1 protein-coding gene is annotated in these 644 nt (G+C 34.3%); it reads right to left on the bottom strand.

The features are described 5' to 3' along the window. On the bottom strand, positions 1-644 hold a 644-nt coding region (locus ACM0OP_RS24290), incomplete at both ends, for a transposase (protein WP_414530964.1).

Below are 644 nucleotides of genomic sequence, written 5' to 3' on the forward strand. Positions count from 1 at the left end.
ATTGTTAAATTTAAAACGTTCTGTACGGTAATTATTTCGTTCTCCTCTGGCATCTATCCCATCAATAACTGCATAAGCTAGGTCTATTTCATCATCGAACATCTGTCCAGAAATTTCGTGTTTTTTAAGTTGTTGCCACTCTAGTTCAATTTTATTCATCTCAGAACAATATTTAGGCAGAAAGAAAATATATAATCCTAAACTTTCCCACTTTGTCCAATATTCTTGTACTTCAAGAGATTTATGTATAGAACCATTATCTTGAACTATGACTCGTATTCGTCCATTAGTTTTTAATTCTTGTTCAGCCTGAATAGCTTCATATTCCATCATCTTGATATAAGTTTCACTGGTGATACTGCCAATAACTAAACCATAAATGAAAGTTACTAATGGTTGAAATAAACCAAGAATACTCAATCTTCTTCCACGTCTTTTAGTTTGTTCTAATCGCTTCTGTTCCCCAACTGGATAATATGTATAACCGGGTGAACACCACATACAAAACCCTGATTCATCTAAATATTTCAGGTCTATCTCTCCCGCACCAGCTGCTATTTCCAGCATTTCCAGGTCTGCTTGTTTAATTTCTCTTTCTACAGGATCTTGCTTTTTTCTATGACTAATTCTGGCTCTTTTCCAAT

This window comes from Nodularia chucula CCY0103 (genome assembly GCF_963923915.1).
GTDB lineage: Bacteria > Cyanobacteriota > Cyanobacteriia > Cyanobacteriales > Nostocaceae > Nodularia > Nodularia chucula.